At 30.9% G+C, this 26957-nt stretch carries 28 protein-coding genes; 9 read left to right on the top strand and 19 right to left on the bottom strand.

Annotated elements, in window-relative coordinates:
• Positions 1-44: 44 nt before the first annotated feature.
• The 4 genes from AC5SL8_RS02040 to aptA all read right to left on the bottom strand — a co-directional run bounded on the left by AC5SL8_RS02040 (position 45) and on the right by aptA (position 4631).
• On the bottom strand, positions 45-1493 hold the full coding sequence (locus AC5SL8_RS02040) for a sodium:solute symporter family transporter (protein ID WP_494580454.1): 1449 nt from the start codon (positions 1491-1493) through the stop codon (positions 45-47).
• 108 nt (positions 1494-1601) lie between these two features.
• Entirely contained in the window at positions 1602-2117 is a 516-nt protein-coding gene (locus AC5SL8_RS02035; RefSeq protein WP_494580452.1) for a hypothetical protein, read from the bottom strand.
• Between the two features lie 12 nt (positions 2118-2129).
• Complete coding sequence (gene ald, locus AC5SL8_RS02030; protein ID WP_494580450.1) at positions 2130-3242, bottom strand: alanine dehydrogenase; 1113 nt, start codon at positions 3240-3242, stop codon at positions 2130-2132.
• A 42-nt stretch (positions 3243-3284) separates the two neighbouring features.
• Positions 3285-4631: an omega-aminotransferase AptA gene (gene aptA, locus AC5SL8_RS02025; protein ID WP_494580448.1), complete on the bottom strand. Its 1347-nt coding sequence runs from the start codon at positions 4629-4631 to the stop codon at positions 3285-3287.
• A gap of 200 nt (positions 4632-4831) precedes the next feature.
• Between aptA and AC5SL8_RS02020 the strand changes: the two genes are divergently transcribed.
• The 6 genes from AC5SL8_RS02020 (at position 4832) to hisD (ending at position 12042) form a co-directional block, all read left to right on the top strand.
• On the top strand, positions 4832-5773 hold the full coding sequence (locus AC5SL8_RS02020; RefSeq protein WP_494580446.1) for an ABC transporter substrate-binding protein: 942 nt from the start codon (positions 4832-4834) through the stop codon (positions 5771-5773).
• Positions 5774-5856: 83 nt separating this feature from the next.
• Positions 5857-6651, top strand: a complete 795-nt coding sequence (locus AC5SL8_RS02015) for a taurine ABC transporter ATP-binding protein (protein ID WP_494573511.1) — start codon at positions 5857-5859, stop codon at positions 6649-6651.
• Between the two features lies 1 nt (position 6652).
• Positions 6653-8575: an ABC transporter permease gene (locus AC5SL8_RS02010; protein WP_494580444.1), complete on the top strand. Its 1923-nt coding sequence runs from the start codon at positions 6653-6655 to the stop codon at positions 8573-8575.
• A gap of 23 nt (positions 8576-8598) precedes the next feature.
• Positions 8599-9609, top strand: a complete 1011-nt coding sequence (locus tag AC5SL8_RS02005) for an Ldh family oxidoreductase (RefSeq protein WP_494580442.1) — start codon at positions 8599-8601, stop codon at positions 9607-9609.
• A 172-nt stretch (positions 9610-9781) separates the two neighbouring features.
• The gene (locus AC5SL8_RS02000) at positions 9782-10693 is read left to right on the top strand and encodes a bifunctional enoyl-CoA hydratase/phosphate acetyltransferase (protein WP_494580440.1); all 912 of its coding nucleotides are present in this window, start codon (positions 9782-9784) and stop codon (positions 10691-10693) included.
• Between the two features lie 62 nt (positions 10694-10755).
• Entirely contained in the window at positions 10756-12042 is a 1287-nt protein-coding gene (gene hisD / locus AC5SL8_RS01995; protein WP_494580438.1) for a histidinol dehydrogenase, read from the top strand.
• Positions 12043-12044: 2 nt separating this feature from the next.
• Here hisD and AC5SL8_RS01990 read toward each other — a convergent pair whose 3' ends face one another.
• The 5 genes from AC5SL8_RS01990 to AC5SL8_RS01970 form a co-directional block, all read right to left on the bottom strand.
• Positions 12045-12650 (bottom strand): LysE/ArgO family amino acid transporter, encoded by a 606-nt coding sequence (locus tag AC5SL8_RS01990; protein WP_494580436.1) that lies wholly within the window; start codon positions 12648-12650, stop codon positions 12045-12047.
• A gap of 9 nt (positions 12651-12659) precedes the next feature.
• On the bottom strand, positions 12660-14165 hold the full coding sequence (locus tag AC5SL8_RS01985; RefSeq protein ID WP_494580434.1) for an ABC transporter permease: 1506 nt from the start codon (positions 14163-14165) through the stop codon (positions 12660-12662).
• On the bottom strand, positions 14155-15207 hold the full coding sequence (locus AC5SL8_RS01980) for a quaternary amine ABC transporter ATP-binding protein (protein ID WP_494580792.1): 1053 nt from the start codon (positions 15205-15207) through the stop codon (positions 14155-14157). The genes AC5SL8_RS01985 and AC5SL8_RS01980 overlap by 11 nt, the downstream gene beginning before the upstream one ends.
• 85 nt (positions 15208-15292) lie before the next feature.
• Positions 15293-16255, bottom strand: a complete 963-nt coding sequence (locus tag AC5SL8_RS01975; protein WP_494580432.1) for an ABC transporter substrate-binding protein — start codon at positions 16253-16255, stop codon at positions 15293-15295.
• 171 nt (positions 16256-16426) lie between these two features.
• Positions 16427-16837, bottom strand: coding sequence for a VOC family protein (locus AC5SL8_RS01970; protein WP_494573498.1), 411 nt, complete (start codon positions 16835-16837; stop codon positions 16427-16429).
• A gap of 74 nt (positions 16838-16911) precedes the next feature.
• Between AC5SL8_RS01970 and epsC the strand changes: the two genes are divergently transcribed.
• Together epsC and AC5SL8_RS01960 are read left to right on the top strand one after the other, a co-directional pair.
• Positions 16912-17490 (top strand): serine O-acetyltransferase EpsC, encoded by a 579-nt coding sequence (epsC, locus tag AC5SL8_RS01965; protein ID WP_494580430.1) that lies wholly within the window; start codon positions 16912-16914, stop codon positions 17488-17490.
• Positions 17490-18491: a cysteine synthase A gene (locus tag AC5SL8_RS01960; RefSeq protein WP_494580428.1), complete on the top strand. Its 1002-nt coding sequence runs from the start codon at positions 17490-17492 to the stop codon at positions 18489-18491. The genes epsC and AC5SL8_RS01960 overlap by 1 nt, the downstream gene beginning before the upstream one ends.
• Positions 18492-18502: 11 nt before the next feature.
• Here AC5SL8_RS01960 and AC5SL8_RS01955 read toward each other — a convergent pair whose 3' ends face one another.
• Together AC5SL8_RS01955 and AC5SL8_RS01950 are read right to left on the bottom strand one after the other, a co-directional pair.
• Positions 18503-19099: a 2OG-Fe(II) oxygenase gene (locus AC5SL8_RS01955; RefSeq protein WP_494580427.1), complete on the bottom strand. Its 597-nt coding sequence runs from the start codon at positions 19097-19099 to the stop codon at positions 18503-18505.
• Positions 19099-19656 carry a tetratricopeptide repeat protein gene (locus AC5SL8_RS01950; protein ID WP_494580425.1) on the bottom strand — a complete coding sequence of 186 codons (558 nt, stop codon included), beginning with the start codon at positions 19654-19656 and terminating at the stop codon, positions 19099-19101. Before AC5SL8_RS01950 ends, AC5SL8_RS01955 begins: the two co-directional genes overlap by 1 nt.
• Positions 19657-19808: 152 nt before the next feature.
• Here AC5SL8_RS01950 and AC5SL8_RS01945 point away from each other — a divergent pair, with 152 nt between their 5' ends.
• On the top strand, positions 19809-20141 hold the full coding sequence (locus AC5SL8_RS01945) for a DMT family transporter (protein WP_494580424.1): 333 nt from the start codon (positions 19809-19811) through the stop codon (positions 20139-20141).
• Between the two features lie 350 nt (positions 20142-20491).
• Here the strand turns inward: AC5SL8_RS01945 and AC5SL8_RS01940 are convergent, their stop codons facing one another.
• From AC5SL8_RS01940 to AC5SL8_RS01905, 8 genes are all read right to left on the bottom strand, one after another.
• The gene (locus AC5SL8_RS01940; protein WP_494580422.1) at positions 20492-20836 is read right to left on the bottom strand and encodes a DUF952 domain-containing protein; all 345 of its coding nucleotides are present in this window, start codon (positions 20834-20836) and stop codon (positions 20492-20494) included.
• 217 nt (positions 20837-21053) lie between these two features.
• On the bottom strand, positions 21054-21617 hold the full coding sequence (locus AC5SL8_RS01935; protein WP_494580421.1) for a DUF924 family protein: 564 nt from the start codon (positions 21615-21617) through the stop codon (positions 21054-21056).
• Positions 21618-22424, bottom strand: coding sequence for an inositol monophosphatase family protein (locus AC5SL8_RS01930; RefSeq protein ID WP_494580420.1), 807 nt, complete (start codon positions 22422-22424; stop codon positions 21618-21620).
• The gene (locus AC5SL8_RS01925) at positions 22424-23005 is read right to left on the bottom strand and encodes an FMN-dependent NADH-azoreductase (protein WP_494580418.1); all 582 of its coding nucleotides are present in this window, start codon (positions 23003-23005) and stop codon (positions 22424-22426) included. Before AC5SL8_RS01925 ends, AC5SL8_RS01930 begins: the two co-directional genes overlap by 1 nt.
• A gap of 22 nt (positions 23006-23027) precedes the next feature.
• A complete protein-coding gene (locus tag AC5SL8_RS01920) occupies positions 23028-23735 on the bottom strand; it encodes a cytochrome c biogenesis CcdA family protein (RefSeq protein ID WP_494580417.1) in 708 nt (235 codons plus the stop codon).
• Between the two features lie 6 nt (positions 23736-23741).
• Entirely contained in the window at positions 23742-24584 is an 843-nt protein-coding gene (locus AC5SL8_RS01915) for a fumarylacetoacetate hydrolase family protein (protein WP_494580416.1), read from the bottom strand.
• 1 nt (position 24585) lies between these two features.
• Complete coding sequence (locus AC5SL8_RS01910; protein WP_494580414.1) at positions 24586-25455, bottom strand: NAD(P)-dependent oxidoreductase; 870 nt, start codon at positions 25453-25455, stop codon at positions 24586-24588.
• Positions 25456-25472: 17 nt separating this feature from the next.
• Positions 25473-26915 (bottom strand): NAD-dependent succinate-semialdehyde dehydrogenase, encoded by a 1443-nt coding sequence (locus AC5SL8_RS01905; RefSeq protein WP_494580412.1) that lies wholly within the window; start codon positions 26913-26915, stop codon positions 25473-25475.
• Positions 26916-26957: the final 42 nt, after the last annotated feature.

Genomic DNA, 26957 nt, shown 5'->3' with positions numbered 1-26957 from the left:
AAGGTGTATATAGTTACTTATACACCTTTTACAAATTATTAGGTCTATTTTTTAGATCCTTTTATTTTCCAAAATATTACGGGCAAAAAAGTTGCGATAATAAAAGATAAAAACAACAATGATTGAGAGACAAAAGCTGGAAAAGTATCTACTGGTAAAATTATACCAACTAACAAACTCTTTGAAAAATCAGGAGCTGGGAATAAAAGAAATCCTCCAATTAATCCAATAATAATTGAAATGTATGCTGTTTTTTCATTCAACTTCTTATTATAGAAACTATAAAAAACAGTAAGTACAAACGCACAACAAAATAAATCAGCTAATAAGAATAAGTATAAAACACTGAACCCTTTTGAGGCAATTGCAAAAGCTATAATTGAAAGTACTACTATAAAATATTTTGAAAAAGTTAAGTAATTAGTTTTCTTATTTAAATTTAAAGTCGCTTTACCATCAACTACTATTAAGCTTGATATTGCATTAACTAAAGTATCAACAGTACTAATTGTTAATGACAAACCAAGGATCACAATTACTAATGATAAAAATTCTGTCTGATCACTTAATAATAAAGAGAAGAAACCAAGGTCAGGAATAACTTTGGGATTAGCTGATACTGCAACTAAACCACTAAAGCCCATAAAAAAGACTATTGGAATAATTACAATAAATGCAACAATTAAACTTTTCTTTAAAACTTCGTTATTTTTTGCAGCATAAACTCTTTGCCAATTTCCTTGGTGGAAAAGATTGGTTGCTGCAACTGCTATAAAGAAAGTTAATCCTGCGGTATAGTTTGGAATATAACTTGCACTTAATAAGTGAGGACTTTTTTCTTTAATAAATGAGAAAGAAAACTGATCTCCTGTAAATGATGTTAGATAAAATACTGAAATTAATAATAAAGCTACAATTACAATCATTTGAATATTATCTGTAAAAATTGAAGCTCTTAATCCACCATATAAAGTATAAGCAAGTGTTGCGATCAAAATAATTAAAGAAGTAACCCAAAGCTCAGTGCCCGAAATATAATTTATCAATATTGCAACAGCTGTAACTTCAGCGCATAAAAAAACAAACATATAAAATACTGTCATCAGTAAAATAAGTTTAAATAAACTCTTACCAAATCTTTTTCTTAAAAATTCAATTAAAGTTGAACCTTTTGGAAACTCCGTTCTTATTTTCTTTCCAAGTGAAATTAAAAAGATCATAGGAAATGCCGTTCCTAACGCGTAACCAATCACAGCTCCAATTCCACCCCATGTTGCAGCTGATGCTGGACCAAATAAAATCCAAGCCCCAAGTGCTGATGCAATTAGGCTTGTTGTTAGTGAAAAGAAACCAATGTTTCTATTCGCAGTTAGATAATTGTTAATCCCTTGATATTTTTTAGAGTAAATTAATCCAACTATTGTAAAGATTAAGCTTATAGTTATGACGAGTGTTAATGATGTTGATTGACTTATAAAGTATGTTTTATCCATTGTTCTCCCTTTCTGAATTACCGGACAGGTTATTAGGGTTTATTCTCAGTCAGTTACGACACCCCTAACAATTTTTATAGACTATAATTTAGAATATTAAAGAGAAACTTAGTGTTTAGTATCTAATATTTCTAAAGGTAATGGTGCTTCAGGGTATTTTTCTTTACACAATTTTTCATAATTTTTGCAAAGAGTACTTACCGTGTCATGTGCTTCATCTTTTGAAGTTAAAAATTTAATTAAAGTATCTCTCTCGAGTTCGATTTCTTTAATATCTGCTCCTCTTAAATATTCACCAGTTTCAACTTCCCAGTAAGTATCATTTAATTCACCAATATCTAAAGTATTAAGTTTACTCTGAAGTTCAATAATAATCTCATCGTCCGTTTTACTATCTTTCATTGGAGAGTTAACTAATTTTCCTAAACATTTGTCTTTAAGATCATCTAAAAAAGTATTGTAGGGTTTACCTTCAGCTAAACCTTGAAAGTGATTGCTTTCAAAGTACTTACTGATTGCAGCATTAGTTGAAATTTTATTTTTACCCTTAGCAACAGCTACTTGAACGTAAACTTCCTGGCTAATGTATTCGTTTAAATAATCTTTAATTTTATCCGATAACATTAGTTAAAAAAATTACAGAGTTTTTAAAGGATCGACATAATCATACCCAAAAACATCAGCCACTGCTTTATACGTTACTTGACCTTTACAAACGTTTAGTCCTGCAAGTAAATGTTTATCATCGCTTAGTGCTTTAGCATAACCCTTGTTTGCAATTTTAATTAGATGTGGAAGAGTTGCAGTATTTAATGCAATCGTTGAAGTTCTTGGAACTCCACCTGGCATATTTGCTACACAGTAATGAACAACATCATCAATAATAAAAGTTGGGTCACCATGAGTTGTTGGTTTACTCGTTTCAACACAGCCCCCTTGGTCAATTGCAACATCAACTATTACAGATCCTCTTTTCATTAATTTTAACATTGGTTTAGTAACTAATTTTGGAGCTTCAGCACCTGGAATTAAAACACCTCCAATTAAAAGATCAGCTTCTGCAACTAATTTGTTTAAATCAATTTTATCACTTTGTTCTGGAGTAATTTTATCACCAAACATTTCAACAAGTTGTTTTAGTCTTGCTTCAGATTTATCAACAATATGAACTTTGGCTCTCATACCAGTTGCTATCACTGCAGCATTTTCTCCAACAACACCACCACCTAAAATAACAACAGTTCCACCTTCAACTCCAGGAGCACCACCTAATAAAAGCCCTCTACCATTTTGATTTTTTTCTAAACAATGTGCACCAGCTTGAACTGACATACGTCCTGCAACTGCACTCATTGGTGCAAGTAATGGTAATCTCCCATTATCATCAGTGACTGTTTCATAGGCTATGCAAACACTTTTAGATTTAATTAGTCCCTCAGTTAATTCTTTCGCTGCTGCTAAATGTAAATAAGTATAAACAATCTGATTTTCTCTAATCATCTTAACTTCACCTGATTGAGGCTCTTTTACTTTGACAATAATATCTGCATCATTGAAAATGTCTTCGGCTTTATCAATGATTTTAGCACCAACACTTGTATATTGATCATTTTCAAAACCAGCTTCAAAACCACCATTATTTTCAACTAAAACTTCATGACCCTCTGATATTAAAGTTTTTACACTCTCAGGGGTTAATCCAATTCGATGTTCTTGGGGTTTAATTTCTTTAGGTACGCCAATCTTCACAAACTTATCTCCTTAATTTATTATTTTAAAACTTTAAAGTTCTTAGTTTTTTTGATTTTTTTGATAGTTGGTAATACCAGTTCTTAACTTTTCAATAATTTCATCAATGTGTTTTTCTTCGCAGATGAATTGAGGAGCTATAATTAAACAATCTCCTGTAGCTTTAAAGTTAACACCAGCTTCATAGCATGCTTTAAAACATTCATAACCAGCTTTACCTGGTTTAGTATTTAACTTCATGTCTATACCGCCCATCATTCCATATCCTCTAATATTGTCTACTGACTCTAGATCTTGAAGAGAGAACAACCCTTTTTGAAAATAAGGAGCTAAATTTTTTGCTCTATTGAAAATATCATCTTTTTCAAAAATATCTTGCACTGCAAGAGCAGCCGCAACTGCAACTGGAATTCCTGAATAAGTGTAACCATGAAATAATTCAACTGAACCTGTTGGTGAAGCATCCATTACCGCATCATAAATATAATCATTACATGCAACAACACCCATAGGTACAACACCATTTGTTGTAGCTTTAGCCATTGTCATAATGTCAGGAGTTACACCAAATTCATCTGCACCGAATTTAGAACCAGTTCTACCCCAACCAGTAATTACTTCGTCAAAAATTAAAAGTATTCCATGCTTATCACAGATCTGTCTAAGTTTTTGCAGATATCCTTTTGGTGGAACTAATGTTCCAGTAGATCCAGCAATAGGTTCAACTATACAAGCAGCTATGTTTTCACCACCAAAGTTTTGACAAATAGTTTCTAAATCATTTGCTAAGTAGTCTCCTGTTTCCGGTTGACCACTAACAAATTTATGCTCTGGCAAATGTGTATGACTAATATGTTGAACACCTGGCATTAAAACACTTGCGAATGTTTTAACATTGTTCACCATTCCACCAACTGATATACAGCCAATATTCATTCCATGATAACCCCGCTCACGTCCAACAAACCTAAATCTTTCTGCATGACCTTTTGCTCTATGATAAGCTATAGCAATTTTAAGTGCAGTCTCAACAGCTGTTGAACCACATATAGTAAAAAACATTTTGTTTAAGTCACCAGGTGTATGTTTTGAAATTTTTGTAGCAAGCTCAAATGAACCACCAAAACCTTGTTGGAAAGGTTGTGCGTAGTCTAATGTTTCTAATTGTTTTGTAACAGCTTCTGTAATTTCTCTTCTACCATGACCAAGTGGATTGCAAAATAAACCTGAGCTCGCATCTATTTGAGTTTTGCCATGATGAGTTTTTAAATAAACCCCTTTAGCTTCTGTGATTAATCTTGGATTTGCTTTAAAATCTTTATTAGATGTAAAAGGCATCCAATGTTCATTTAGTGAATTAGGTACGGCAGTTCTATTTTCTGAGCTCATAAATTTCTCTCTGTTTATGTGTTGTTTAATAAATTCTATTTTTAAGTATTAGACTAAATCATAATGTTTTCTAGAATTATTTTTTTTAGAATCTTTCTTAAGTAAATACAACTTACAAGTGTAAAAAATTTGTTTTACATCCTTTCTAATTTCAATTTAAATACATGTAATTTAATTAAATTACTAACAGAGGAATAATAATGAAAAAAATACTTAGTTTTATTCTTGGTGCTGTAGTTGCTCTTAACTTATCTATTTCAGTTGCAAATTCAGCTGCTAAAGAAGTTAGAGTTGCATTCTTTTTAGAATGGCCTACTCCAAACCAAGAAGATAAAGTTAAAGGAATGTACGAAAAAGCATTGGGTGTACCAGTTAAGTGGACAAACTTCACTAACGGTGGTGCAATGACTGATGCAATGTTAGCAGGAGATATTGATATCTCTTACTCACAAGGTTTAGTTCCTTTTATCAATGCTGTAAAATCAAAAGCGCCTATCAAATTAATTGATGTCGCTATGGAATACGGGATGGGTGGAACAACTTGTGTAACATCAAATGCTTCAGGAATCACAAAAGCAAATGGTTCTGAATTAGAAGGTAAAAAAGTTGCTGTTCCACTTGGAACAATGGCTGAATACGTTTTTGATGAAAGTATGAAAGTTGTTGGTGCTGACAGAAAAAAAATGGATATCATTCAAATGGACCCTGAAGAAGGTGCTGCTGCATTAGTTAGTGGCGATGTTGTAATGGCTTGTTTATTTGGTGGTAATTCTATCAAAGCTGCAACAGCAGTTGGTTCTAGACTTTTAACAGTCCAAGAAGCTAGAGATGCTGGAATATTAGGTATCGATATTACTTCTGTAACTACAAAGTTTATGAAAGAAAATCCTGGAATGGTTAGAACTTTTATCGAAGTAACTCATGAAGCTAATGCTAGATACAAAGCAGGTAAATCTGACTTAAATGTTATAGCAAAAGATGCTGAAATGAAACTTGGTGATATGAAAGAAACTATTGGTGGATTTAAATTTCTAGATGCACAAGAAACAAAAACATCTATGGAAAGTGGTAACTTACATAAGTTCCTTCAAGGTATGGGTACACCTAGAGGAAATGTAGATACTAGTTTCTTACCTCTATAATATTACAGAGATATAAAAGTTTAACAGGCACCAAAATTTTTTGGTGCCTATTTTTATTAAAAATTCTAATATAAAATTATTCAATGAGCGAATTAGTTTCTCAAGATCTGAACATGATTTTTAAAACTCCTAAAGGAGAAACTGTTCATGCTTTAAAAGATGTAAATTTCACTTTAAAAAAGGGTGAGCTCTTAACTGTCCTTGGTCCATCTGGTTGTGGAAAAACAACTTTATTAAATATTACTGCAGGATTTATTAGACCAACATCAGGTAAGATTACTTTAAATAATAATGAAATTGATGGACCTGGTGTTGAGCGAGGAATGGTTTTTCAACAAGGCGCTTTATTTGAATGGTTAACAGTTTCTGAGAACGTTAACTTTGGTCTTCGTATGAAAAAAGAAGATCCCGTAATAACTCAGAAAAAAGTTGATGAATGGCTTGATATTGTTGGTCTTAAAGGGTTTGGCAATACTCCAACTTATCAATTATCAGGTGGAATGCAGCAGAGAGTAGCGCTTGCAAGATGTTTGATTAATGACCCTGATTTAATTTTAATGGATGAACCTCTTGGTGCATTAGATGCTTTGACAAGAGAAAAAATGCAATCTTTAGTATTAAAAATTTGGAAAGAAACTGGAAAGACAATTATTTTAATAACACACTCTGTTGAAGAAGCGTTATTACTTGGTGAAAGATTATATGTAATGGCTCCAAGACCAGGAAGAATACATAAAGAATACAAATTACCTTTTGCAAACAGAGGATTAAAAGAAGATTTAAGAGAAATTAAAAAAGATAAAGAATTTTCGAAAACACGAGAAGAAATCTTAACTATGATTTGGAATATGGAAGAAGAAATTATGGGTAAAGAATGAAATGATTACACAGATTCTTACAATATTAATCTTAATTACAATTATTGGATCTATTGTTTATGGTCGAAAATTAATTCAAACTGAAAAAATTGATGCAGTTTTTGGAAATCCAGAAAGATCTAAAGGTGGTACACATTGGGTAGTTTTAGGAAGTTGTTCATTACTTTTAATTTGGATGTATTATTCTTGGGATATTGCGAGAGGTTTTTATCCAAAATCTGCTAATGAGCTTTGTCAGGTAGCTAAAATTAACGATTCTCTTTTAGGATTGAAATATCAATTTCCAATAGAACAAAGAGAATTAAAAAGTACAGCCCAAATAAAAAAAGAAAATGAAAATATTAGAAGCTTATCAACTGAAATCCAAAATTCAGGTGTAAGTGCTCAGCAAAAAGAAATTTTAATTGGTTTTCTTAATAAAACTTCTCAATTAATCCCATTATTAACTAATCAAGATTTAATTGAAAATGAAACAAAAGAAAAAATAAATGAAATAACAGGAAAAATTAATCTATTAACTGAAAATTTTAAAAAGCCTGAATATCCTTTTGAAACTAAACAACAACTTCAAGAAAGACTTGATGCAGCAAATAAAGAAGGTGGTTGGGGTATAGTAAAAGTTGATGCCGGATCTGGATCTATTGAAAATACCTTAGAGGTACCATTAATCCCCTCAACCGATTTAGGTTTAAAATTTCATGTGGCTGCAGAAAAAATAGGTTTAATAAGTGAAGAGTTTTTTAAATTAAGAAATCATAATTCACAATTCAAAGATCAGATTAATGAGATTAAAGATCAAATAAAAATTTATAGAGGTGAGTTAAATGAAAGTGAAGATGTTGCTTCTGAATATGCTAAAAATATTGTTAAAATTGCAAGACGTATAGAGTTTGCAAGCATCTATCCACCTAATGCTCTTGATAATTTACAAGAAGCTGTTGTTAATTTTGACAACGCAAAAAATAAAATTCAAGGTGGGTTAAGATTAGTTGATATTTTTTTATTTCCTGCAGGAACTATTGTAGCTAGTGGTCAAAGTTGTTCAGAACAAGGTTCGGGAAGATGGCTTCCAAAACCATCTGATACTTTTAATAAATTTATACTGATGTCTAATCCTAGCATTGGCTATAAAGATGTTCCTCTTTTATGGATACAATTAATTGATGTTAGTCAAATAATTGGTTTCATTTTGCCTGATTGGATTGCAGATATTATACCTGGTGAGTACCCTATTCACACTAAAGAAGGTATTGTTGAACAGAACTTTAAAGGAAATGTTTTAAAAATTGTTACAGGTGACTTTAGTTTATTTAAAGTTCCTGTTCCTTACGGACATATCTGGGACTCTTTCTTAAGAGTTTTATTAGGATTAATTTTTGGAATAATAATTGGTGTTCCTTTAGGATTATTTATGGGTCTTAATAGATTTGCTAAAGGATTTTTTGATCCTTTAATCGAGCTTTATAGACCGGTACCTCCTCTAGCATGGGCTCCTTTAATTATTTCTGTACTTGGAATTGATAATTCAGGAAAAATCTTCTTATTATTCATGGTCTCTTTATCTATTATGATTATCTCAGCAAGAGCTGGAGCATCTGGAACGCAATTGTCAAAAATCCATGCAGCTCACTCTCTAGGGGCATCAAAAAAACAAATATTAAGATATGTAATATTTCCAAATTCTTTGCCTGAAATATTAACGGGTATAAGAGTTGCGGTTGGTATGTGTTGGGGAACTCTAGTTGCAGCTGAATTTCTAGCAGGAACAACTGGTATAGGGTTTGTTGAAAATGTTGCTAAAAAATATTTTCAATATGAGGTTATTTGGATTACAATTTTTATAATGGGAATGCTTGGATTATTGTTTGATGTAACTTTAAGAAAACTTATAGATAAATATATTCCTTGGAGAGGAAAAGGATAATCACACTATCCTTTTGAACAATTATGAATTCTTCAAAATTAAAGGCAATAATTAAAGATATATTTATAAAATATAAATTAAGTAAAGATCATGCTTCGATCTGTGCTGAGGCATTGATTAATGCTGAATTAGTTGGTGCACCCTCACATGGGTTATCTCGTCTTAAAATGTATTGTGATCGAATTTCAAAAAAAGTGATCAATCCAAGAGCTAAAATTAAAATTAAAAAGATTTCTCAATCAATTGCTCATATTGATGCGAATAATAGTATTGGCTTTGTTGCAGCAGATACTGCCATTAAAACTGCCATAAATAATGCTAAGAAAACAGGGATTGGCTTAGTTGCAGTTAAGAATAGTGGTCATTATGGTTTGTCCGGCTATTACGCAGAGCAAGCCGTTAAAAAAGGCTTAATGGTTATGGTGTTTACAAATGCACCTCCAGCAGTTGCACCTCATGGTGCATTAAAAAGTTTATTTGGAACAAACCCTATTTGTTTTGGAACTCCCACTGGATCAAAGGTTCCTTTTATTTTAGATACATCTATTTCAATGATTAATAGAGGAAAAATTAGAGTAGCAGCAAGAGAGGGAACTAAAATTCCTGAAGGTGTTGCTTTAGATAAGTTTGGTAAACCCACTACTGACCCTAAAAAAGCATTAGAAGGTGTTCAATTACCAATAGCTGGTTTTAGAGGTTCAGGATTAGCCTGGATGGTTGACATTTTAAGTGGTGTATTAACTGGTGGTAATCATGCCGGAAGAGTTAAAGATCCATTTACTGATTTTAGTGGACCACAAAATATTGGTCATTTATTTTTTGTGTTAAAGCCTAATTTATTTGTCGGTAATTCTTTTAATAAAAGAATAAAAGATAATATTAAAACTATAAAAAAACTACCTAAAATAAAAGGCGTAAAAGAAATTCTTTATCCAGGACAAAGTAAATTCAAAAGATTTAAAAATAATCTTAAAAAAGAAATTAATATCTCAAAAGCTGTTTTAAAAGACTTGGAGTATTTAAAGGATCGTTAACTAAAAGCCTTGGTTCCTATAAAGCAGCAAAAAGTCTCTCATTTGTTATCTCAGTCCATAAAGTGATATTTATAAATTAACTAACTATTGATCTAAAATTTGAAATTTAAAAGCATTTATCTTGATATTTTTACACTATATACTTTTGTAAATTTGAGGATAAAAATACCTTATGCTTTCTAATAAAGAAATTGTTTGTCCAAATAACCTTTTGGACCATGCCAATAAAAAAAGAGGCGTTAATGCAGCTATTGTTAATGCGGGTCTTCCCTTGCCCATGCTCTCTGTTCAAGATGCTGTAAAAGAAGGTCTTATCAGACCTATCTTTATAGGAAATAAAAAAGAGATCTTAAAATGTGCAGAAAATTTAAAATGGGATATCTCTGAATTTGAAATTATTGATGAGCCTGTAGAAAATAATACAGCTGCTATTGCTGCAAAGCTTGCTAGTGAAAAAAAGATAAAGATTATTGTTAAAGGTCATATTCATACAGATATTTTAATGAAAGAAGTTTTAAAAAGAGATTATAATTTACTTGGAAAAACTAGACTAAGCCACATATGGCATATGACAAATACTAAAGACGACAAACCACTTATAATTACTGATGGTGCTTTAAATGTTTTGCCTAATGTAAAAACCAAAATGCATATTTTAAGAAATGTAATTGATTTTTCAAATCGTATAGGAATTGAAAGACCAAAAGTTGCAGTTCTATCAGCGACAGAAGAAATTTTAGATAGTGTACCAAGCTCAATCGAAGCAGATGAAATTACAAAACTTGCAAAAGAAGAAAATTTAAATGCTGATGTTTTTGGTCCCCTGGCATTTGATAATAGTATTTCAAAAAAATCTGCTGCTATAAAAGGTGTTAAGAATATTGTTGCTGGTGATGCAGACGTATTATTGGTTCCAAGTGTTGAAACTGGAAATAGTTTGGTTAAAATGATGATTTACTTTATGGGAGCTTGTGCAGCTGGTGTAGTTGTTGGTGGTAAAGTTCCAATAGTAATTACAAGTAGATCTGATGAGGCACAAGCTAGATTGGCCTCTATTGCTGCTGCTGTTGTTACTTTAGACTGATTCTTCATTGAAATAATCATATTAATGTTTTAAATAAAGCTTCAAAATTAAAGAGGAAAACAATGGCTATAACTTATTTAAAAAAATCACCTAAAACATCATCAACAGATGACACTAAAACAACTGGAATTGTTCAAGATTTATTAAAAAATATTGAAACTACCAAAGAACAAGGGTGTATCGATCTTACAAAGAAATTTGATAAATATGATGGTGATATTATTGTTTCCAAAGAAAGAATTGAAGAAATCAAAAAAACATTAGACCAAAAAACAAAAGATGATGTTCAATTTTCATATGAAAGAGTTAGAAAGTTTGCTGAAGCACAATTAAAAAACTATGGTCAGGACTTTGAAGTGGAGCTTTCAGATGGATTATTTGCTGGTCAAAAGTTAATACCAGTTAATACTGCTGGATGTTATGTACCAGGAGGTCGTTATGCACACATTGCATCTGCAGTGATGAGTGTAACAACTGCTAAAGTTGCTGGTGTAAAAAATGTTATTGCATGCAGCCCTCCTAAAGAAGGTGTGGGTGCTCATCCAACAATTGTTTATACAGCTGACTTGTGTGGTGCTGATGTAATTTTAAATTTAGGTGGTGTTCCAGCTATAGCTGCAATGACTAATGGTTTATTTAATAATCCTCCTGCTGATATTATTGTTGGTCCTGGAAATCAATTTGTTGCTGAAGCTAAAAGAATTTTATTTGGAAAAGTTGGTATTGATTTATTTGCAGGTCCTACTGAAATTGGAATTATTGCAGATGCTAAAGCTGATCCTGAAATAGTTGCTGTTGATTTAGTGGGTCAAGCTGAACATGGTTATAATTCACCCTGCTGGTTATATACAACAAGCAAGGAACTAGCAGAAAAAGTGATGAAAAGAGTTCCAGAATTAATTGCAGAATTGCCTGAGGTTCCAAGAACAAACGCTGATGCGGCTTGGAGAGATTATGGAGAAGTTATTCTTTGTGATACTGATGAAGAAATGGCAACCATTAGTGACGAGTATGCTCCAGAACACTTAGAAGTTCAGACAGAAAATTTAGAGTGGTTTCACAAAAGACTTACTAACTACGGTTCTCTATTTATCGGAGAAGAAACGACTGTTGCTTATGGGGATAAATGTTCAGGAACTAATCACATACTTCCAACTAAAGGTGCAGGAAGATATACGGGTGGACTATTTGTTGGTAAGTTTGTTAAAACTTTAAGTTTCCAAAGAATGACTAAAGAATCTACAGAGCTAGTTGGTGCTGCAGCTGCAAGAATTTCTAGATACGAAGGAATGGAAGCGCACGCAAGAACCGGTGATGTTAGACTTAAAAAGTATGGTTATTCTAACTAAACTTAGATAATTTCTATTAACACTGTTAAGGCTAAAATAGACATAAAAAGAATAATTAAATAATTTATTCTTCTCCATATATTTTTACTTTTTAGATGTTTGGAAAAATATTTTGATAAATATCCCAACATAAAAAAAAATAAGAACGAGGAAGTAGCTGCACCAACTCCAAAATAATACTTATCTATCTGGTTAAAATTTTTAGAAAAATTTCCAAGAAAAAATACAGTATCTGAATAAACATGTGGATTAAGAAAGGTAAATCCCAGAGTTTTAGTTAAAATCCCAAAAAAATTATTAGTTTTACTATCCATATTGAATGTTGCTTCTAAAACTTCAGTTTTTAATTTTCCCCAAATAAAATGTAATAAGAATATTAAGAGTAAAATGTTAAAGATTAGCTCTACTGTTGGAGTAAAAAAATTACTTAAATATTGAAATAAAAAAATACCTAAAAAAATTAACAATAAATCTGATAATGAACATACTAAACAAACAATAAAGATTTGTTGTTTTTTTAAACCTTGTTCAATGACAAATATATTTTGAGCACCTATTGCTAAGATTAAACTTAATCCAGTAAAAAAACCCAATAATAAAAAATCCATTAAGTTTTATTAAACTCTTTTTTTACCTTGAACAACTCTATCCAGTATTAAAGCAACAAACAAAATAGCAATACCTGCTAGTATACCTTGTCCAACATTAGCATACTGTAAAGCCTCAAGAACATCTTGTCCTAAACCTTTTGCACCAATTAGAGATGCTACAACTACCATAGCCAAACTAAGCATTACAGTTTGGTTAACACCTGCCAAAATTGAAGGTGTGGCTAGTGGTAAATCTACTTTTCTAAGTAAATACCATTTAGTTGCACCGTAAGCGATAGCTGCCTCACGAATTGTTTCTGGCACTCCACGTAACCCTAAAACCGTAAGTCTTACAACAGGTGTACCACCAAAAATCATTGTAATAATTACTGCCGCAACCTTTCCAGTTCCAAAAAAAGCTATAACTGGAATCATAAATACAAAGGCTGGCATTGTTTGCATGAAATCCATTATAGGTCTTATTAGTGAATAAAATCTTTGTCTTCTTGCACAATAAATTCCAAGAGGAATACCAATTGCTATACTTAAAATTGCAGCAGTTCCAAGTAACGCAAGAGTTGTCATGGCTTTTACCCAAAACCCTAAAAATCCCATATAACATAAAAATCCAGTTGAGTATATTGCTGCCCTTGGTCCAGCTGATAAACCAGTAAGTGTTACAATGGCTGTTATAATTACTATCCAAGGGGTTTTAACGAATAGTAATTCTAAAAAATCTAGAACTGACCTAATACCAATTGTTATAGCAGTAAAAATTACATCTCCTTTAACAACTGCATAATCAAAAATAATTTCTATCCACTTAATTGAAAATAATCTTATTTCTGGATGGGTTGGAAACGTATCCATTAACTGAAGTAAACCTGGAAAGCTGTAATGGATAACAGTAAAAATCATTATTACAGAAGTAAAAACACTACTTAAGATATAATTTTTCATCTGCATACCTGGATCAATAGATTTATCAGATAACCATTCAGAATATTTTTTTTCCAAAATTGAATTCGCCAAAACTCCTTGAACAACCTTTACTACTATCAATAAAATAAACCCAAAAATTGTAATCCAAATTGCTGAGGCTTCTACTCTTGTAATCTCATCAAGATAACCTTGCATAGCATCCTCTAATGATTTTATATTTCTTTTAAAAACATCAATCTTATCTGGATTATTTTCTATAGCTGCTTCTAATTGTTTATTCCTAAAAGCTATTGTACTTTTAACTTGTTCTACTTTAGCAATAGCATCTGCTGTAATATTGCCAAATAAACCTCTGATGATTTGCACTACTGAAAAAGTTTCAATAATTAAAAAAGCTAATGTCCAATTCCAAACATTACGCATTCCAAACCAAACTGGACCTAAAATAAATGCAAATAGATTAAATGAAAATGAATAAGTAGGTTTACTACCAATTTTTTTAAACTCTTTAATATAGTAATTTGGATTACTTTTTACAAAATCAGTAATCAATTCATCTCTAGATGGATTTTTAACTGCTTTACTCTCCATCACTACCCTCTACAACAGCCTTAAGTAAATCAGCTTGTGTTATCACCCCAACATTTTTATTATCATTGTTAATTACTAATATTGGTTCGTCTTTAATAGAAGATTTTTCAATCAATTTATTTAGCAAATCATTTTCATAAACACTTTCTAAATCTTTGGCCAGTGATCCAAATTCTTTTTTGAATTTTTCAATTGGTTGCATGATAGATTTAGCTTGAACAATTTTTAATCTAGATATTCCTTTTACAAAATCAGCAACATAGTTATCCACTGGCTTCATTACTATTTCCTCTGGTGTTCCTATTTGAATAACTTTTCCATCTCTCATGATAGCAATTCTATGACCTACCCTAACAGCTTCATCTAAGTCATGCGTTATAAACACTGTAGTTTTTTTCATTTGTTTTGAAAGTTTGATAAATTCTGCTTGAAGTTGTCTTCTAATTAATGGATCTAATGCACTAAATGGTTCATCCATTAATAAAAAATCAGGATCGGCCGCTAAAGCTCTTGCTAATCCTACTCTTTGTTGCATTCCGCCTGATAGCTCATGAGCAAATTTATTTCCCCAGCCTTGAAGTTCTACGATATCTAAAATTTTATTAGCGGCATCTAGCCTATCATTTTTGCTAATACCTCTTATTTCAAGTGGCATTGCTATATTATCCAGTACAGATCTATGGGGCATTAAAGCAAAGTTTTGAAAAACCATACCTATTTTTTTATTTCTTAAATCTTGCAAACTTTTTGAGTCAAACTTCATCACGTCTTCATTATTGATTAAAATTTGTCCAGAGGTTGGCTCTAATAATCTATTAATATGTCTAACTAAAGTAGATTTACCACTTCCAGAAAGACCCATTACACAAAAAATCTCTCCTTTTTTAACATTAAAAGAAACATCAGATACACCAATTACTGAATTATATTTTTCTAAAGCTTCCTGTTTTGAAATACGTTGATTTTGAATAGCATTTAATGCTTCTTCAGAATTATTACCAAATATTTTCCAAACATTTTTTATTTCAATAGCTGATTCCATCAGATCCATTCGAAAATTTAATAAATTTTTTTTTAAGAAAATTACCTGGCAACTAAAAAGTTGCCAGGTAAAAATTTAATTTAACCTAAAGTCCTAACCAACCGTCAACTTTGGACTTATTATTTTTCATCCATGTTCTAGCAACAGCAGCTGGATCTTTTTTTTCAACTGAAATTTGATAGGCCATTAATGAAACATCATCTGCTGACAATTGAAAGTTCTTAAAAAATTCAACAATAGCTGGTGATTTAGCTTCTAATGAAGTTCCCCAACCAATTTGAATTTGTTTAAGAGCATCTTTCGATGCAACATAAGATTTTTTGTACCAGTCAGCATCTTCTTTGGGTTGAACCATTTTATATTTAGCTTCATCAAACTTTGGTTCTGTTAACATTACAACATCTGCCATTCCCCAAATTGCATGTGGCTTGTAACAATAAAATGCATAGCCCTCACCTTTTTTAATTGAATCAAGCACTCTTGCATTTTTAACAGCTTCTGCTGCTCTTATGCCTTCAATACCAGCATCATATAAACCGTAATCTCTAAGTTTAACTTGGTTTACATTTGCTGAAGCCCATCCATCAGCACCAATCCAAAACTCACCTTTTCCATTTCCGTCGCTGTCCATTGCTTTAACAACTTCTGGTCTAGCTAAGTCTTCAATTGCTGTAATTTTCATTTTTTTAGCAAATTGTTGAGACACACAATATCCTTGGTTTCCCTCATACGGTTTTGAACTTAACTTAAGAGTTCCTTTAGGAACTAGATCGTTAGTATAAGCCTGTTGATTAGGTAGCCAGATATCTGGGTGAACTTCTATTTCACCTTTGCTTCTATCAATTGCTGCGTAGATAGCAGTATTGTTCCCTGGAACTAATTCTGCTTCTCCACCCATTTTATCATTAACAACTGCTGCTAATAAATTTGCAATAGCTGTTGCACCTGTCCAACCTGGATCTCCAATTTTTACTTTCTCAGCAAATGTTGAAAAAGTAGCAAATAAAGAAATCAAACCAGCTACAAGTGTAGTTTTAATTATTTTCATTATCTTCTCCTATTAATTTAAAAAATAAGTCTAACGCGAATGAATAAAGTGTGTCAAAGGAAATAAAGATATAAAAAGTATATATAACTGGCCTATATTTTACAAATTTATCAAAATCAATTATGACTGATCCAGATAGTTTTTGTTTTAAGATAAGCTGTTATTTAACAGTTATTCAGGATTACTTGTAAGAGTTTTAATTTCTAAAATGTTTTCGTTAGGATCTTTTACAAAGAAAGTTTCTTGCTCATATTTAGTGCCCTTAAATCTTAAATAAGGTTCATCGTAATATTTAGTACCATTATCTTTTAATCTTTGTTTAAGAGCATCAAAATCTTTTCTTGATAAGTGTACACCAAAGTGAGGAACAGAAACATTTCCCATATCAACATCGTGTCTTTCATTTTCTAATTTATGTGCACTTGCGTGAAGAGTTAATTCATTTCCCCAAAAATCAACATCAGCCCATTCTTGAGCTGAATTATCTAATCTGCAGCCTAAAGCTTCGTTGTAAAATTTTTTTGCAACTTCTAAGTCACCGCAAGGTATTGCAAGGTGAAAACAGTTGGTATTTTTGTACATATTTTTTCTCTTTAATTAATAAATATAATGACTATATAAAGATCGCTTTTAAGTCAATCTAGCAAAAAGATAAAATGGAAAAATTTTTACAATCTATAATAGACAGAGACCCTGCTGCAAAATCAAAATTAAGTTTAATATTAACTTATCCTGGAGTTAAAGCAGTTTTTTTTCACAAAATTGCTAATTTTTTTAGTACTGCTAAATTTGATTTAATTGCTAGAATTATTTCACAATTTTCAAGATTCTTAACTGGTATTGAAATTCATCCAAAAGCAAAAATTGGAAAAAATTTATTTATTGATCATGGTATGGGAGTTGTGATTGGAGAAACCTCTGAAATTGGTGATAACGTCACTATCTATCATATGGTAACACTAGGTGGAATTGCTCCAAGTATTAATTCAAATGATCAGCGTAATATAAAGAGACATCCAACAATTGAAGATGAAGTTGTAATTGGCTCAGGTGCGCAAGTATTAGGTCCTGTTAGAGTTGGAAGATGTGCAAAGATTGGTGCTAATGCAGTGATTACAAAAGATGTTCCAGAAAAAGCTGTAATGGTTGGTATACCTGCAAAAAATGTTGGTATCGCTGATAGTGAATTCAAACCTTATGGTATTACTCCAGATAGTGATACAAAATCAGATTAATGAGCAACATTCAAAATGATTTTATTTCAGGAATTGGTAATACTCCTTTAATAAAATTAAAAGCAGCATCAGAAATTACAGGGTGCAATATTTATGGTAAGGCTGAATTTTTAAATCCAGGTGGATCAGTTAAAGACAGAGCGGCCCTAGCTTTAATTAAAGACGCTCAAGAAAAAAAGTTAATTTCAAAAGGTGGAACGGTTGTTGAAGGTACAGCTGGCAATACTGGAATTGGCTTAGGGCTCTTAGGAAATTCATTAGGATACAAAACAATTATTGTAATGAATGACAATCAAACTCAAGAAAAAAAAGATTTACTTAGAAATTTAGGTGCAGAACTAAGATTGGTTCCTGCAAAACCTTACAAAGATGACAATAACTTTGTAAAAATTGCAGCTAGACTTGCTGATGAGCTTAGACCATCAAACAATAATGGAGTTATCTGGGCTAATCAATTTGATAATACTGCAAATGCAAAAGGACATTACGAGGGAACAGGACAAGAAATTTGGAAACAAACAGAAGGTAAGGTTGATGGTTTTGTATGTTCATCTGGAACAGGGGGCACAATTTCAGGTGTAAGTAATGCTCTTAAGGAAAAGAATAAGGATATAAAAATCTATCTATCAGACCCTAAAGGATCTGCTCTCTATAATTATATAAAGAATGGTGAATTAAAATCTGAAGGTGGTTCGATTACAGAAGGAATAGGTTCTAGTAGAGTTACCAAAAATTTTGAAAATGCTAAAATAGATGATGCTTATTCAATAGACGATCATGAGGCATTGCCTATTCTTTATGATCTAATTCAAAATGAAGGTTTAAGCCTTGGTACTAGCTGTGGAATTAATATAGCGGGAGCAATAAGATTAGGTAAAGAATTAGGTCCTGGAAAAACTATCGTTACAATTCTTTGTGATAAAAGTGAAAAGTACGCAACTAAAATGTTTAATAAAAAGTTCCTTGAAGAAAAAGGTTTGCCATTTCCCTCTTGGCTTTAATAAAAGAAAATTTAATCTGTGAAGTGCATCCATCCTGTAATAATATATTTTGAACCACTATTTAAAACAGATCCTCTATGTGCATGAGTCCATTCAGATGGCCATATAACCGTTTTACCTTGTTGTGGTTTTATTTTTAAATCAAAATATTTAAAATCAGTTGTACCACCATCTTCAACATCATTTAAGTATGTCATCCATGCAAACAATCTATGAATTGAACTTAAATTAGTTCTTTCTGAATGGATTGATGAAAAATGATCTCCTTTTAAATATTTCTGAATGTTAAAATGACCTATGTGAACTTTTTTGGCCATAACTTTTAAAAAGGAATACTGATCCTTATAATCCTCAAAACATTCATTTAATTTTTCAAAATATTTATTAAAGATTTGATATTTTGGTTCTTTTAAACTTTTTGGATTAATTGTGATATCTATTGTTTTTTTTACAGAATAATCTACTCCACCTGAAGTTGTTCCAATAATATGTAAATCTTTATTTTCTTCAAAAAAGTTAATTAGTTCTTTGCATAGTTTATTATCTTCTATGTTCCACAAGCCAATAAAACTCTCAGATCTAAAATCGTCTATTTTAATTTTTTTCATTAATTAGTAATTATACTTATATTATTATCATTAAATTCAATAAAACCTGTTCCTTTTTTTAAATACTGTAAAGCTTCTCGGTGACAATTTTTTTTCATTAAATTTTTACTTAATAATTTGTACAAATATTCATTCTCAGGATCAAATTCGATTTCTTTTTTGCAATAATCTATCGCCTCATCAATATTGTTATTATAAGTTAAGCAAGAAGCCAAATTGTTTTTATTAATTTTTTTTTGGGGTTGTATTTTCAAAGATTTTTTAAACAACTCAATTGCTTTATCGAACTTTCTTTGTTTTAAAAAAATATTTGCTAGATTATTAATAAAAACAATTTCTTCTTGATTAAAATTAAAACATTGAAGATAATATTTTTCAGCTTCAAAAAAATTATTCAAACTTTCATACGCTGCTCCAAGATTATTTATTGCCGGAATTATATTGGGATTGATCGATAATATTTCTCTATACAAATTAATTGATTCTTGTGTTTTTTTTTCCAAAAAAAGCTTCTCGGCTAAAGTAAATTTGGCTCTTAAATCTTGATCTGAATTCATACAATATCAATCATAAATAGACCCTAACATAAATTAAATTTTAATTAAATTTTAATTTTTATGAAACCTATAATGATTTCACTTGAAACTGGCGTAACTAAGATACCTAAATAATTATATATATTTAGCGAGATTTCATTTAAAGTTAAAGAATGAGTCTCGCTACTTCATATGGATTTCTGTTCCTAGCAGTTATTCTTGGAGTAACTTCAAATAGTTTCGCAAAAAGTGCTGAAGGGTTCACGCTTCTATTTCCAAGTATTATTACAGGTATAACAATCGTTGCATGTATGTATGCGCTCTCAATGGTGATGAAAAATATTCCAATGGGAATTACTTATGCTTCATTTGCAGGATTAACAATTATTTCAACTGTAATTGTTGGTATAATTAGATTTAATCAAATGCCAAACCTTTATTCAATGATTGGTTTGGGTTTAATTATAATAGGTGTATTAATGGTCAACTTGTTAGGAAATAATTAATTATAATTAAAAATTATAAAACTTTTTTTACAGAAAATATTGTAATGAGATTTTTTAAATTATCGAGATCCTATTACTTTGCTAGGTTGCATACAATTGATTTATTTCACATAAAGTAAAATAAATGTTTTGAATGCAATTTTTAGAAATGATATTGTCTAAATATCAATAAAGGAGGTTGATTATGAACTTATCACCACCTGACACATAACTGGTGTGATTAAATAACCAAAGACTAATTAAGATCAAAAAAATATAAAGTCCATTATTATGGATTTTGGCGTATACCGCTAACTTACAGGGGAACTCTTTTGGAGCTTTCTGAAAGGGTGAACCCCTTAAAAGATAAGTTAAAATATAGATGGTAAGACGTGAGTACCATCATCATCTAAAGTAATATCAAATTCTTCTACAACATTAGATAAGTCAAGTGGTGAATATAAATGGGGAAACATATTTCCATCAGAGGCTTGTTCCCAAACTAGATGATCTAGTTTTAAAGTATCTATCTTTAATAAAATTAAATCATTTTGATTTTGGTAAAATTTTTTAAGAGTTCCAGCAACCTGATCATCACCTGAAAAATGAATAAAGCCATCTTCTAAATCTTTTTTAAAACCTGTTAATTGACCTTTACTTTTAACTTCTTGCCACTCAGATTTAGTGCATATTTTATAAACAAACTTAAAGTTCATTTAAAATTTATATTATTCAGTGGGGATGATGACAATAAGAAACTTCCCCTTTCGGGGAAGCTTATATTAACTAACTAAAGAGAGAGAGAAGTTAATGTTAATTATTGAATTTCGTACTTTCTTTATAGACGGCACATCAAAATATTAAAGCGATATATTATCATTATAGGTATGATAATATTGAATATCTTATTTTACCTGTTCACTTAATGAATATTTACCAGGAAGAGTTCGGTTGACTTAAAAACTCTATCTCTTCAGGAGTAGATTTTCTTCCTAACACTATGTTTCGATGAGGATATCGATGAAATTTCTTAATTGCTAATGTGTGATCTTTCCAAAATTTTTTTATAGAAACTAAGTCTGGATGATCTTTTAAATATTTATCGAGTAAATAGTAGGCCATATCATGGTCGGTTATTTCTTCACTATGAATAAGTGGCAATAGCATAAAAAATCTTTGATCTTGGTCCTCCATTTCATCTAAAAATCCTGCATAAACAGAATCATTAACTATTAACCTTGCTTTATGATCTTGGCTAAAGACTTTTGGGTCATCTCTAAACATATTTCTTGAAAATTGGTCAAATAAAATAACTAAAGCTAATGAACCAAGGGGGCTATCTTGCCAATCATCATACTCATTGGAACCTGCCAGTTCATAATCTTTTAAAAAATTATTTTTTATTAGTGCATCAAAATCTTTATGTTTTTGAAATCTTTTTTTTGGTGGGGTTTCTTTAAACCAAAAATCTAATATTTTTTTAGCTCTTGTATGCATTTATCTTGCAATAGGTTTTAAAAGTTTAAGCATTTTATTATGAATAGATTGATTAGCTGAAACTAAAATATTTCCTGCGTTAACTGCATTTCTATTATTCCAAGTTGTAACAATTCCTCCTGAAGCTTTTATAATTGGCATCAATGGGTGAATATCCCAAATTTTATTATTAGCTTGAAAAACAACATCAATTTTTCCCTCACATAAATGAGAGTAGCTTAACGCATCTGCAGTTGGAAATTGCATTAATTTTAAAACTTTTGGAATTCTCATTTGCTGCTTAAGAGAGACCGCTTCATAAAATGCTCCCGATACTTTAATCTGACTAAATAGTATTTTTTTTGAAACAGAAATTTTTCTTTTTTTACCTTTTTCAAAAACAAAACAATTTTTGTTATCAAAGTTTAAATAATATTTATTTAATATCGGGAAATTTGCTAAACCCACAACTGGTATGCCTTTAAAATTAAGAGATATTAAATTACTCCAAGTTGGGTTACCTATTACAAATGATCTTGTCCCATCAATCGGGTCTATCACCCATGTAAAGTCACTAGTTGATTTTTTGTGACCAAACTCTTCACCTATAACTTGATGATTTGGAAATTTTTTTTTAATTTTCAATCTAATAAATTTTTCAAATGCTTTGTCAGATGTTGTAACAGGGTCATACCCTTTGCCTTTAAGCTTGTTAGATATCGCAAAAGTTTTATTAAGTTTTGAATAATAAAATTTATTTAAATCTTTTGCTAAAGTATTTAAAAAGTTTGAATATAATTTGTACTCTTTCACACTTAATAAGCTCATTATGTTATGTTCTCAATTTGACTTTCTGCTTCTTTAATTGATTTTTCATAATCTATAGCCAATTGATCAGCAGCAATAATATCTATTTTTTTTATACCAAAAAAATTTAAAACATGGGTTAGCCAGGGTGTTAAAAAATCATCTTTACTATTAATCTTTGTGCCACCAGAGGTAATTATTAGATAAACCTGTTTGTCTTCAAGCAAGCCTACCCTGCTTCCGTCTTCATTATATTTAAATGTCTCTTTAACTCTTGCAGCCAAATCTGCCCAGGCTTTTAGCGTTGCAGGCGGACCAAAATTATAAATTGGTACAGAAATTATAATTGTATCACTTTCTTTTAGTTCCATGACTAGTTTATCTGACATTTCAAACATTTTCTTATGTTGCTCTGTTTGCTCGCCCTCTGGAATTTTCATTCCAGACTCTGTTAAATTAGAAATAAAAATCATTTCGTCATTAAGATCTCGATAAACAACCTCATCTTCTGGTTTTTTTATTTTGTCTAATAATTTTTTTGCTAAAGCTCTTGAAGTAGAACCTTCTTTTCTAGCACTAGTATCAATTTGATATATTTTCATGAATTAATTGTTTCAGATAGTTCTAACCGAAATTTTGTAAAAAAGGCAAATAATTTAAAATATAGTATCCAAGAACTTGTAATTGATTTGTTAAAATTAAAATTCCTGTAATTAAAAGTATTATGCCACCCCCTTTAGTTACTAAATTAATATTTTTTTTAAAATTCTTTGAAAATAATAGAAACCTTTGCATCAAATACCCCGATAAAACAAAAGGTATGGCAAGTCCTAAAGAGTAAAAGCTTAAAAGTATAATTGCTCTATAAATTGTTTCCTCTGTTGAAGCTAAAGCAAGTATTGATCCTAAAATAGGTCCTATGCAAGGTGTCCATCCAAAACCAAATGCCATTCCTATAATAAATACAAAGAATATATTATTTGATTTTTTTGTATAAAATTTCTTCTCAATATTAAGAAATTTAATATTTAAAATACCAATCAATTGAAGTGAGAAAATAACTATTATACTTCCAGCAACAAGTCTTAGGATTTGTGAATTTTGTAAAAGAATTTGCCCTAAAAAGGATGCAGTTGCTCCAAAAATAATAAAAACAAAAGAGAAGCCAAGTGAAAAAATTATTAACGGCAATAAGTTAATTTTTTTATTTTCTAAAATTTCATTTAATGAACTTCCTGTAACAAAAGAAACATAACCAGGTATTAATGGTAAAACACAAGGTGATAAAAAACTAATAAGACCTGCTCCTAGCGCAACAACTAATTCTATCATATCAAATTATTCTTTTATAACCTTAATATTTTGTTTTCCAAGGTTATCGACCGAAAGTTCCATCTCATCTCCATCTTTTAAAAAAATAGGAGGTGTCATTCCAAGACCCACTCCCGGTGGTGTTCCAGTAGTCACTATATCACCAGGCATTAATGTTATAAAACTTGTAATATGAGCAATTAAAAAATTAAAATTAAAAATCATTTGGCTTGTATTTCCTGTTTGATGTCTATTACCATTAACATCTAGCGTTAAACTCAAGTTATTAACATCCTCTATTTCATCTCTTGTCACTAAATATGGGCCTAAAGGTCCGAAGGTATCACCAGATTTTCCTTTAACCCACTGACCACCTTTTTCTTTTTGCCACTCTCTCTCACTTATATCGTTACAAATGCAGTATCCAAAAATATAATCTTGTGCATCTTTTTCTATAACTCTTTTTGCTTTTTTTCCTATTACAAAAGCAATTTCAACTTCATGGTCTAATTTCTTTGAATTAATAGGTATAATTACATTGTCATTTGGTCCTATAATTGAATGAACAGATTTATTAAATAATACTGGATGCTCTGGTGGCTTTGCCCCAGTTTCTTTTGCATGCTCAGTATAATTCAATCCAATAGCAAAAAAATTTCCTGGTTGAGTAATACAAGATCCTATTCTTTCACTTCGATCTATCTCTTCTAGATTTTCTAAATTTATTTTCTTTAATTTATCGAGAGTTTCAAAATTAATATTTTCTGGATTTAAGTCTTTAATAATTGATGATAAATTTCTAAATTTTCCATTTTTATCTATAGCCGCTGGAACTTCCTGGCCAATTTTTCCTATTCTTAATAATTTCATTCTATTTTTTATTTATTTTTTCAATAGCATTATATAAAGAGCTATGATCAGTATTTCCATGTCCATCAGCTACTAAGTCTTTATACATTTCTTTTATTAAGCTCGAAATAGGCAAATGAGTCTCTACAGCCTTTCCTGCATTAACAATATTAGTCATATCTTTTAGTTGTGTTGTTGTTTTTCCTTTTGGTGTAAAATCTTTATCGATCATTCTTCTTCCGTGTGTTTGCAGTATTTTACTATCAGCCCAACCTCCCGATAAAGCTTCAATCATTTTATAAGGATTAGTTCCTGATTTTTCACATAATGTAATTGCTTCTGCAACTGCTCCAATAGTAACGCCTACAATAATTTGATTAGCTAATTTAGATATTTGACCTGATGATACTGGGCCAACTAATGTTGGGTTGCCCATTTTTTTTAGAAGCTCGTAGCAATTTTTAAATGTTTCTTCATTACCACCAACCATTATAGCTAAACTTGCTTCTTCAGCTCCTATTGTTCCACCTGAAACTGGGGCATCTAAATAATTTATTTTTTTTTCTTTTAATTTTTTTGAATACTTTATGGTCAAAACTGGATTAACCGAACTCATATCAATAACAGTAGCTCCTTCTTTAATATTAGATATAAATTCATCACTACTCATTACTTTCTCAACTGCAGCATCGTCTGTAAGCATTGTAATAACCACATCTGCATTAGTAACAACGTCCTTAATGGATAGGGATATTTCTGCTCCATATTCTTTTAATCTATCTGCTTTATCTTGAGATCTATTATAGGCTTTTAAATTATACCCCGATTTAAGAAGATTTTTGGCCATAGGAAATCCCATGAGACCAATTCCAATAAATCCAATATTTTTCATCTAAAGTTTTTGAAGTGTTAACCTTTTATACCGAGGTGTGTATATTTAACATTTAGATAGTCTTTAATTGCCATCGAACCACCTTCTCTTCCATATCCACTCTGCTTTATTCCACCAAATGGTGCCTCAGCAATTGCAACAAATCCTGTGTTAACAGCAACTGATCCTGTCTCTAATTGCTCAGATGCTAAATGAGCTCTCTCCATTGAGTTGGTACAAACATAACTACAAAGTCCAAGCTCATGATTATTTGCTCTTTCGATTACTTCATCAAATGATTTAAATGATAACATTGGAACCAATGGTCCAAAAGGTTCTTCTTTCATAATGGTAAAATCATCTTTTACATCATCAAATATTGTTGGTTCATAAAAAAACCCTTTATTGAATCCTGCGGGTCTTTTTCCACCTAATAAAACTTTAGCTCCTTCTTGCTTAGTTTTTTCAACTAGTGTTTCAATTTCATTTAATCTTTTTTGAGTTGTTAAAGGACCTAATTGAGTATCGGGATCCATACCATTACCAATTTTTAACTTTTTAGTCTTCTCTACAAATAGATCAATAAATTCATCTTTCTTCTTTTCATGAATATAAAATCTATTAGGAGAAATACATACTTGGCCATTGTTTCTAAATTTTGCAGCTATAGCCATATCTGCTGCCTTTTTGATATCAGCATCATCAAAGACTATAAATGGTGAATGACCACTTAATTCCATTGTTACTCTTTGAACTTTATCAGCGGCTTGTTTTAATATTAGTTTTCCTACTCTTACAGAGCCAGTAATAGAAATCTTCTTAATAATATCTGATTGAATTAATTGAGATGCAATACTTGGAGGGTCACCTGATAAAAGATTAATTGCTCCAGGAGGAACACCGCATTCTCTACAAATATCAACTAACTCCATTACAACACCAGGAGTGATTGTATCAGGTTTAATAATTACCGAACAACCGGCAGCAAGTGCAGTAGATATTTTTCTAGCTGCTAAAATAAGTGGAAAATTCCAAGGCGATAATGCTGCTACAACTCCAACTGGCTGGTAATAAACATGAACTCTTGTGTCTTCAAATCTACTTTCAATAGTTTGTCCAAAAATTCTTTTTGTCTCTTCAGCATTCCATTCAAAAATGTCTGCTGCTCCATTTGTTTCACCAACACCTTCTGCTAATGGTTTTCCATTTTCTAAAGTCATCCATTTGGCTAATACATCTTTTTTCTCTCGAAGTTTATCTGCTATACGTCTAAGAATATAAGATCTGTTCCAAGGTGTTGTTTTTTTCCAGACTTGTAATCCTTTTTCAGCTGACTTTAATGCTTTATCAACATCAGCAGATGTTGCTTTAGAAGCATGACCTAAAACTTCTTCTGTCGCTGGATTGATAACCTCATAAGTTCCCTTGTCTGTTGAAGGAGACCAGCTACCATCGATGAATTGTCCAAATTTTTCGTACATTATTTGCTAAATATAGAATTGATCTTATAAAATTTTGTCTCA

The organism is Candidatus Pelagibacter sp. PS_41 (assembly GCF_059417725.1).
The sequence above is the reverse complement of the archived record's forward strand: the minus strand, read 5'-3'. Positions and strand labels throughout refer to the sequence as shown.

Excerpts from the sequence above, each read along its gene's own strand:
- AC5SL8_RS02040 (WP_494580454.1), bottom strand. The coding sequence starts at position 1,493 with ATGGATAAAACATACTTTATAAGTCAATCAACATCATTAACACTCGTC.
- AC5SL8_RS02035 (WP_494580452.1), bottom strand. The coding sequence starts at position 2,117 with ATGTTATCGGATAAAATTAAAGATTATTTAAACGAATACATTAGCCAG.
- aptA (WP_494580448.1), bottom strand. The coding sequence starts at position 4,631 with ATGAGCTCAGAAAATAGAACTGCCGTACCTAATTCACTAAATGAACAT.
- AC5SL8_RS02020 (WP_494580446.1), top strand. The coding sequence starts at position 4,832 with ATGAAAAAAATACTTAGTTTTATTCTTGGTGCTGTAGTTGCTCTTAAC.
- AC5SL8_RS02015 (WP_494573511.1), top strand. The coding sequence starts at position 5,857 with ATGAGCGAATTAGTTTCTCAAGATCTGAACATGATTTTTAAAACTCCT.
- AC5SL8_RS02010 (WP_494580444.1), top strand. The coding sequence starts at position 6,653 with ATGATTACACAGATTCTTACAATATTAATCTTAATTACAATTATTGGA.
- AC5SL8_RS02005 (WP_494580442.1), top strand. The coding sequence starts at position 8,599 with ATGAATTCTTCAAAATTAAAGGCAATAATTAAAGATATATTTATAAAA.
- AC5SL8_RS02000 (WP_494580440.1), top strand. The coding sequence starts at position 9,782 with ATGCTTTCTAATAAAGAAATTGTTTGTCCAAATAACCTTTTGGACCAT.
- hisD (WP_494580438.1), top strand. The coding sequence starts at position 10,756 with ATGGCTATAACTTATTTAAAAAAATCACCTAAAACATCATCAACAGAT.
- AC5SL8_RS01990 (WP_494580436.1), bottom strand. The coding sequence starts at position 12,650 with ATGGATTTTTTATTATTGGGTTTTTTTACTGGATTAAGTTTAATCTTA.
- AC5SL8_RS01985 (WP_494580434.1), bottom strand. The coding sequence starts at position 14,165 with ATGGAGAGTAAAGCAGTTAAAAATCCATCTAGAGATGAATTGATTACT.
- AC5SL8_RS01980 (WP_494580792.1), bottom strand. The coding sequence starts at position 15,207 with ATGGAATCAGCTATTGAAATAAAAAATGTTTGGAAAATATTTGGTAAT.
- AC5SL8_RS01975 (WP_494580432.1), bottom strand. The coding sequence starts at position 16,255 with ATGAAAATAATTAAAACTACACTTGTAGCTGGTTTGATTTCTTTATTT.
- AC5SL8_RS01970 (WP_494573498.1), bottom strand. The coding sequence starts at position 16,837 with ATGTACAAAAATACCAACTGTTTTCACCTTGCAATACCTTGCGGTGAC.
- epsC (WP_494580430.1), top strand. The coding sequence starts at position 16,912 with ATGGAAAAATTTTTACAATCTATAATAGACAGAGACCCTGCTGCAAAA.
- AC5SL8_RS01960 (WP_494580428.1), top strand. The coding sequence starts at position 17,490 with ATGAGCAACATTCAAAATGATTTTATTTCAGGAATTGGTAATACTCCT.
- AC5SL8_RS01955 (WP_494580427.1), bottom strand. The coding sequence starts at position 19,099 with ATGAAAAAAATTAAAATAGACGATTTTAGATCTGAGAGTTTTATTGGC.
- AC5SL8_RS01950 (WP_494580425.1), bottom strand. The coding sequence starts at position 19,656 with ATGAATTCAGATCAAGATTTAAGAGCCAAATTTACTTTAGCCGAGAAG.
- AC5SL8_RS01945 (WP_494580424.1), top strand. The coding sequence starts at position 19,809 with ATGAGTCTCGCTACTTCATATGGATTTCTGTTCCTAGCAGTTATTCTT.
- AC5SL8_RS01940 (WP_494580422.1), bottom strand. The coding sequence starts at position 20,836 with ATGAACTTTAAGTTTGTTTATAAAATATGCACTAAATCTGAGTGGCAA.
- AC5SL8_RS01935 (WP_494580421.1), bottom strand. The coding sequence starts at position 21,617 with ATGCATACAAGAGCTAAAAAAATATTAGATTTTTGGTTTAAAGAAACC.
- AC5SL8_RS01930 (WP_494580420.1), bottom strand. The coding sequence starts at position 22,424 with ATGAGCTTATTAAGTGTGAAAGAGTACAAATTATATTCAAACTTTTTA.
- AC5SL8_RS01925 (WP_494580418.1), bottom strand. The coding sequence starts at position 23,005 with ATGAAAATATATCAAATTGATACTAGTGCTAGAAAAGAAGGTTCTACT.
- AC5SL8_RS01920 (WP_494580417.1), bottom strand. The coding sequence starts at position 23,735 with ATGATAGAATTAGTTGTTGCGCTAGGAGCAGGTCTTATTAGTTTTTTA.
- AC5SL8_RS01915 (WP_494580416.1), bottom strand. The coding sequence starts at position 24,584 with ATGAAATTATTAAGAATAGGAAAAATTGGCCAGGAAGTTCCAGCGGCT.
- AC5SL8_RS01910 (WP_494580414.1), bottom strand. The coding sequence starts at position 25,455 with ATGAAAAATATTGGATTTATTGGAATTGGTCTCATGGGATTTCCTATG.
- AC5SL8_RS01905 (WP_494580412.1), bottom strand. The coding sequence starts at position 26,915 with ATGTACGAAAAATTTGGACAATTCATCGATGGTAGCTGGTCTCCTTCA.